Source organism: Thauera phenolivorans (assembly GCF_001696715.1).
Lineage (GTDB): Bacteria > Pseudomonadota > Gammaproteobacteria > Burkholderiales > Rhodocyclaceae > Thauera > Thauera phenolivorans.
The window spans coordinates 638,783-644,011 of record NZ_MBFM01000003.1 but is presented as its reverse complement, the minus strand read 5'-3'; the positions used below and the strand labels follow the sequence as shown (position 1 = coordinate 644,011).

4 protein-coding genes and 1 pseudogene are annotated in these 5,229 nt (G+C 62.6%); 1 reads left to right on the top strand and 4 read right to left on the bottom strand.

The window, feature by feature from the left end; translation table 11 throughout:
* From BB334_RS09920 to tig, 4 genes are all read right to left on the bottom strand, one after another.
* Positions 1-725 (bottom strand): LON peptidase substrate-binding domain-containing protein (locus tag BB334_RS09920; RefSeq protein ID WP_198531218.1); only part of this gene is annotated, 725 nt, incomplete at its 3' end.
* 76 nt (positions 726-801) lie between these two features.
* The gene (gene clpX / locus BB334_RS09915) at positions 802-2,070 is read right to left on the bottom strand and encodes an ATP-dependent Clp protease ATP-binding subunit ClpX (protein WP_068807871.1); all 1,269 of its coding nucleotides are present in this window, start codon (positions 2,068-2,070) and stop codon (positions 802-804) included.
* 17 nt (positions 2,071-2,087) lie between these two features.
* On the bottom strand, positions 2,088-2,726 hold the full coding sequence (gene clpP, locus BB334_RS09910; protein ID WP_068807868.1) for an ATP-dependent Clp endopeptidase proteolytic subunit ClpP: 639 nt from the start codon (positions 2,724-2,726) through the stop codon (positions 2,088-2,090).
* Positions 2,727-2,744: 18 nt separating this feature from the next.
* Positions 2,745-4,055: a trigger factor gene (gene tig, locus BB334_RS09905; protein WP_068807865.1), complete on the bottom strand. Its 1,311-nt coding sequence runs from the start codon at positions 4,053-4,055 to the stop codon at positions 2,745-2,747.
* Between the two features lie 336 nt (positions 4,056-4,391).
* On the opposite strand from tig, the pseudogene BB334_RS17575 reads away from it, so the two are divergent.
* A pseudogene (locus tag BB334_RS17575) lies at positions 4,392-5,229 on the top strand (PrkA family serine protein kinase); the annotation flags it as partial.

The window sequence follows — 5,229 nt, the reverse complement described above, 5'->3', positions numbered from 1 at the left end:
TTCTGGATCGCCTTTACCTGCTCGTTCAGGTAGTACTCGCGCTGGCTCTTCTCCATCTGACGCTTCACGCGCCCGCGGATACGCTTTTCCACCTGCAGGATGTCGAGCTCGGTCTCCAGCTGTGAAAGCAACTTTTCGAGGCGATCGGCGGCGTCGAACATCTCCAGCACTTCCTGCTTCTGCTCCAGCTTGAGCGGCAGGTGCGCTGCGATCGTGTCGGCCAGCCGGCCCGCTTCCTCGATACCGGCCAGCGAGCTGAGGATTTCCGGCGGAATCTTCTTGTTGAGCTTAACGTACTGGTCGAACTGGGCGATGATCGCGCGGCGCATCGCCTCGAGCTCGGTACCCTCGGCTGCCGGCAGCGGGACAGGGGTCACCTTGCAGTCGAAATACTCCTTCTGGTCCTCGACCTCGTCGATTCGCGCGCGCTGCACGCCCTCGACCAGCACCTTGATCGTGCCGTCGGGCAGCTTGAGCATCTGCAGGATGTTCGCCACGCAACCGGTCGAATAGAGGTCTTCGACCGCGGGCTCGTCCTTGGCGGCCGATTTCTGCGCCACCAGCAGGATGTGCTTGCCCGCCTCCATGGCGAGTTCGAGCGCCTTGATCGACTTGGGTCGCCCGACGAACAGCGGGATAACCATGTGCGGAAACACCACCACGTCGCGCAGCGGAAGCAGCGGTAGTTCCATTTGCTCGTTGGGGAGGTCAGCAGGACCCGACATTTCAATTTTCCTTATCCGAAAGGTCACGACCATATGCGGGCGTGACCTGGAAATTCAAGCGGGCGCTGCTCCGGGCTCAATTGGACCCGGAAACCTTTTGCTGCTCGGCGTAGATCAGCAGGGGCTTGGCGCCCTCATCGATCGTGTTCTCGTCCACCACCACCTTCTCCACACCCTCGAGCGTCGGCAACTCGTACATGATGTCGAGCAGCGCCGCCTCGAGGATCGAGCGCAGGCCGCGGGCGCCGGTCTTGCGCGTGATCGCCCTGCGCGCGACCGCCTGCAGTGCGGCGGGCCGGATTTCGAGATCGACCCCTTCCATCGAGAACAGTTTTTCATACTGCTTGATGAGGGCGTTCTTCGGCTCCACCAGGATGCGCACAAGGGCTTCCTCGTCGAGTTCCTGCAGGGCGGCCACGACCGGCAGTCGGCCGACAAACTCCGGGATCAGTCCGAACTTGACCAGATCCTCCGGCTCGACCTGACGGAAGGTGTCGGTAAGATTCTTGCTATCCCGACTCTTCACCTCGGCACCGAAGCCGATGCCCGCCTTCTCGGTGCGGTTGCGGATGACCTTGTCGAGGCCATCGAAGGCGCCGCCGCAAATGAAGAGCACGTTGGTGGTGTCCACCTGGATGAAATCCTGGTTCGGGTGCTTGCGCCCGCCCTGCGGCGGAATCGATGCGATCGTACCCTCGATCAGCTTCAGCAGCGCTTGCTGAACGCCTTCACCGGACACGTCGCGCGTGATCGACGGGTTGTCCGACTTGCGCGAGATCTTGTCGATCTCGTCGATGTAGATGATGCCCTGCTGCGCCTTGTCGATGTCGTACTCGCACTTCTGCAGCAACTTCTGAATGATGTTCTCGACGTCCTCTCCGACGTAGCCGGCTTCGGTCAGAGTGGTCGCGTCGGCCATCACGAAGGGTACGTTGAGAAGGCGCGCCAGGGTCTGCGCGAGCAAGGTCTTGCCGGAGCCCGTGGGGCCGATCAGCAGAATGTTGCTCTTCGTGAGCTCGACATCGTCGCTCTTGCCGGAAAGGTGACGCAGACGCTTGTAGTGGTTGTACACCGCCACCGAGAGGTTACGCTTCGCCTGGGCCTGGCCGATCACGTACTGATCGAGGAGCTCGCAGATTTCCTTCGGCGTCGGCAGCTTCTCCTTGTCGTCGCCGGCCTCGATCGCGCCAACGATCTCATCCCGGATGATGTCGTTGCACAGCTCGATGCATTCGTCGCAAATGAAAACCGAGGGGCCAGCAATCAGCTTGCGCACCTCGTGCTGGCTCTTGCCGCAGAAGGAGCAGTAGAGCAGCTTTTCGCCGGCCGACTTTTTGTCCGTCATGGTCGGGTTCTCCTGGTTCAGGTGTCTGCGCGCGAGGTCAGCACCTTGTCGATCAGTCCGTATTCCACCGCGGCGGCACCGGACATGAAGTTGTCGCGATCCGTGTCCTTCTCGATGCGCTCGATCGGCTGGCCGGTGTGCTGGGAAAGCATCTCGTTGAGTCGGCCGCGCAGATAAAGGATCTCACGTGCGTGGATCTCGATATCCGAGGCCTGACCCTGGAAGCCGCCCAGCGGCTGATGAATCATCACCCGCGAATTCGGCAGCGCATATCGCTTGCCTTTCTCGCCAGCGGTGAGAAGAAAGGCACCCATGCTCGCGGCCTGGCCGATGCAAAGGGTGCTGACGTGGGGCTTGATGAACTGCATGGTGTCGTAGATGGCCAGCCCCGCAGACACCGAACCTCCCGGTGAATTGATGTAGAAGTGAATGTCCTTGTCGGGATTCTCCGACTCGAGAAAGAGCAGCTGGGCCACGATCAGGTTGGCGGTGACGTCATTCACCGGACCGACCAGGAACACCACGCGCTCCTTGAGCAGGCGCGAATAGATGTCGTAGGCACGCTCGCCGCGACCACTCTGTTCGACCACCATCGGAACCAGTCCGAGACCGACCGGCTCCCATGCGCTTCCGTGCTGCGGTGTTCCTTGATTCATGATCAGCTGTTTCCTTTCTTAGGCGGCGTTGTTGCCCATCAGTTCGTCGAAAGCCACCGGCGTGTCGGTGGTCTGTGCCTGCGCGCTCGCCCAGGCCACGACATTGTCCTCGATCACGACCGCCTCGGCCTGTGACAGGCGGTCCGGCTGGGCGTAATACCAACGTACCAGCTCGGACGGATCCTCGTAGCTCTGAGCCATCTCCTCGACCAGCGCACGGACCTGCTCGGGCTTGGCGTGCAGCTCAGCCTTCTTCACCAGCTCGGCCATGATCAGGCCCAGCTTGACGCGACGTTCGGCCTGCTCGGCGAACCAGGCCGGCTCGACCGGAATGTCCTTGGTCTTCATCCCGCGCATCTCGAGATCGCGACGCGCGTTCTCGGCCAGCTGGCCCGATTCTGCATCGATCAGTGCCTTCGGGACCTCGATCGGCGTCACCTCGAGCAGCGCATTCATGACCTGCTCCTTCAAGCGGGCCTGGATGCGGCGCTTGACCTCACGCTCGAGGTTGGTCTTCACCTCCTCGCGCAGCTTGGCCACGTCGCCATCGGCCACGCCGAGCGCCTTCGCAAAATCGGCGTTGACTTCCGGCAACATCGGCGCCTCGACCTTCTTCACGGTGATCTCGAACTGCACCGCCTGGCCGGCCAGTTGCTGGGCGTGATAATCCTCCGGGAAGGTCATGTCGAAGGTCTTGGTCTCGCCCGCCTTAAGGCCGGCCACCGCCGTTTCGAAATCCTTCAGCATCGATCCCGCGCCGATCACGAACGGGAATTCCTGACCCTGACCGCCCTCGAAGGGCTCGCCATCCTTGCGACCGATGAAATCGATCACCACCCGGTCGCCATCCTCCGCGGCACGGTCGGCATCGACGAAGGTCGTACGCTGCTTGCGCAGAACGTCGATCGTCTTCTCGACCTCGGCCTCGCCCACCTCGAGCACCGGACGTTCGATCTTCTGAGCCGACAGATCACCCGGCTCCACTTCAGGATAGACCTCGAACACCGCGGTGAATTCCAATGCTTCGGCCGGATTCGCCGCTTCCTTCGGTTCGATGTGCGGGAAGCCGGCGACGCGCAGCTGCTGCTCGCGCACCGCCGCGCCGAAAGCCTGCTCCACCGCGGCACCGATCGCCTCCGAGCGCGCCTGGGCGCCATGCGTCTGGGCGACGATCTTCATCGGCACCTTGCCCGGGCGGAACCCGGGCATCTTGATGGTGCGGGCCATGCGCTTGAGACGGGCTTCCACTTCCTTTTCGACGTCCGCCATGGAAACGGTCATGTCGATGCGGCGCTCGAGTGCGCTCCGGGCTTCCTGGTTGGTTTGCATCAAATCAGTCCTGACAAGTCAAAGAAATTATCCGTTCCCGCCTGCGATCCCGAAGCGCATCGCGCCGCAACGGGCCCCGCGTCCGCGAACGCGTTAAACGTGGATCGGCGATTCTAGCACAGGGCGCAGGGCCTGCCTCCAGCTCTCCTGGCGCGCCGGCGAGAGGCGCGCCGCACGCAAAATAATGCCCGTCCGCGATGGAACTCCACCCCATGCCCAGCCCTCTCAACTGCAGATCCGGCATGCAAACAGGAAGCCGGACGCGGCCTTGCATGACAGGCGGCACGGGCCGACGATATCTGCGCAGACGCCGGCGCAGTCAAAGGAGGGTCACCGATGAGCATCTTCAACGCCTACCAGGCGCGCTACGAGGCCGCCCGCGAAGACGAGCTGTCGCTGCAGGAGTATCTCGAGCTGTGCCGCAGCGACCGCTCCGCCTACGCCACTGCTGCCGAGCGTATGTTGATGGCGATCGGCGAGCCCGAATTCGTCGATACCCGCCTCGACCCGCGGCTGTCACGCATCTTCTCCAACAAGGTCCTGAAGCTCTACCCGGCCTTTCGCGACTTCTACGGCATGGAAGAGGTCATCGAGCAGATCGTGTCCTATTTCCGCCACGCAGCTCAGGGCCTCGAGGAGAAGAAGCAGATCCTCTATCTGCTCGGCCCCGTGGGCGGCGGCAAGTCCTCGCTCGCCGAAAAGCTCAAGAGCCTGATCGAGAAGGTGCCGTTCTACGCGGTCAAGGGCTCGCCGGTGAACGAGTCGCCGCTCGGGCTGTTCGATGCCGACGAGGACGGGCGGATCCTCGAAGACGATTACGGCATCCCGCGCCGCTACCTCAACACGATCATGAGTCCGTGGGCGGTCAAGCGCCTGCACGAATACGGCGGCGACATCACCAAGTTCCGCGTTGTGCGGCTCATCCCCTCGGTGCTGCGCCAGACGGCGGTGGCCAAGACCGAGCCGGGCGACGAGAACAACCAGGACATCTCCTCCCTCGTCGGCAAGATCGACATTCGCAAGCTCGAGCAGTATTCGCAGGACGACCCCGATGCCTACAGTTACTCGGGTGGTCTGTGCCTGGCCAACCGCGGCCTGCTCGAGTTCGTCGAGATGTTCAAGGCGCCGATCAAGGTGCTTCACCCGCTGCTAACCGCCACGCAGGAGGGCAACT